Genomic DNA, 508 nt, shown 5'->3' on the forward strand with positions numbered 1-508 from the left:
GAGCCGTCGTCGTTGTACAGGATCTCCGCGGCCGGAAAGCCCGGGAAGATCTCGACGCCCAGCGCTTCCGCCTGTGCCCCAAGCCAGCGCGTGACGTTGCCGAGCGAAATCACGTAGTTGCCGTGATTCTTGAAGTTGTCCGGCAGCGCCCAGTTCGGTGTCTGCTTCGCGCTGTTCTCGGACAGGAACAGGAAGCGGTCTTCCGTGACCTCGACGGTCAGCGGCGCGCCTTGCTCCTTCCAGTCGGGGAACAGTTCGCTGATCGCGCGCGGGTCCATCACCGCGCCGGACAGGATGTGCGCACCGATCTCGGAACCCTTTTCGAGCACGCACACGCCGATCTCGGCGCCTTTCCCGGCGGCGAGCTGCTTGAGCCGGATCGCCGCCGACAGCCCGGCGGGGCCGCCACCGACGATCACGACGTCGTATTCCATCGATTCGCGCGGGCCGTATTGCGCGATCAGGTCATCTTTGGTCAAAGCTGAGTCTCCTCCTGCCGCAGTTCCTG

Annotated in this window: 1 protein-coding gene; it reads right to left on the reverse strand. The window is 65.0% G+C overall.

Translation table 11 applies throughout. The annotated features are described in order from the left end of the window. Window positions 1-479, reverse strand: a 479-nt coding sequence (locus tag ACV229_RS40710; protein WP_448088675.1) for an NAD(P)/FAD-dependent oxidoreductase, incomplete at its 3' end; no start/stop codon positions are given. Window positions 480-508 lie beyond the last annotated feature (29 nt).

The organism is Burkholderia sp. MR1-5-21 (genome assembly GCF_053427715.1).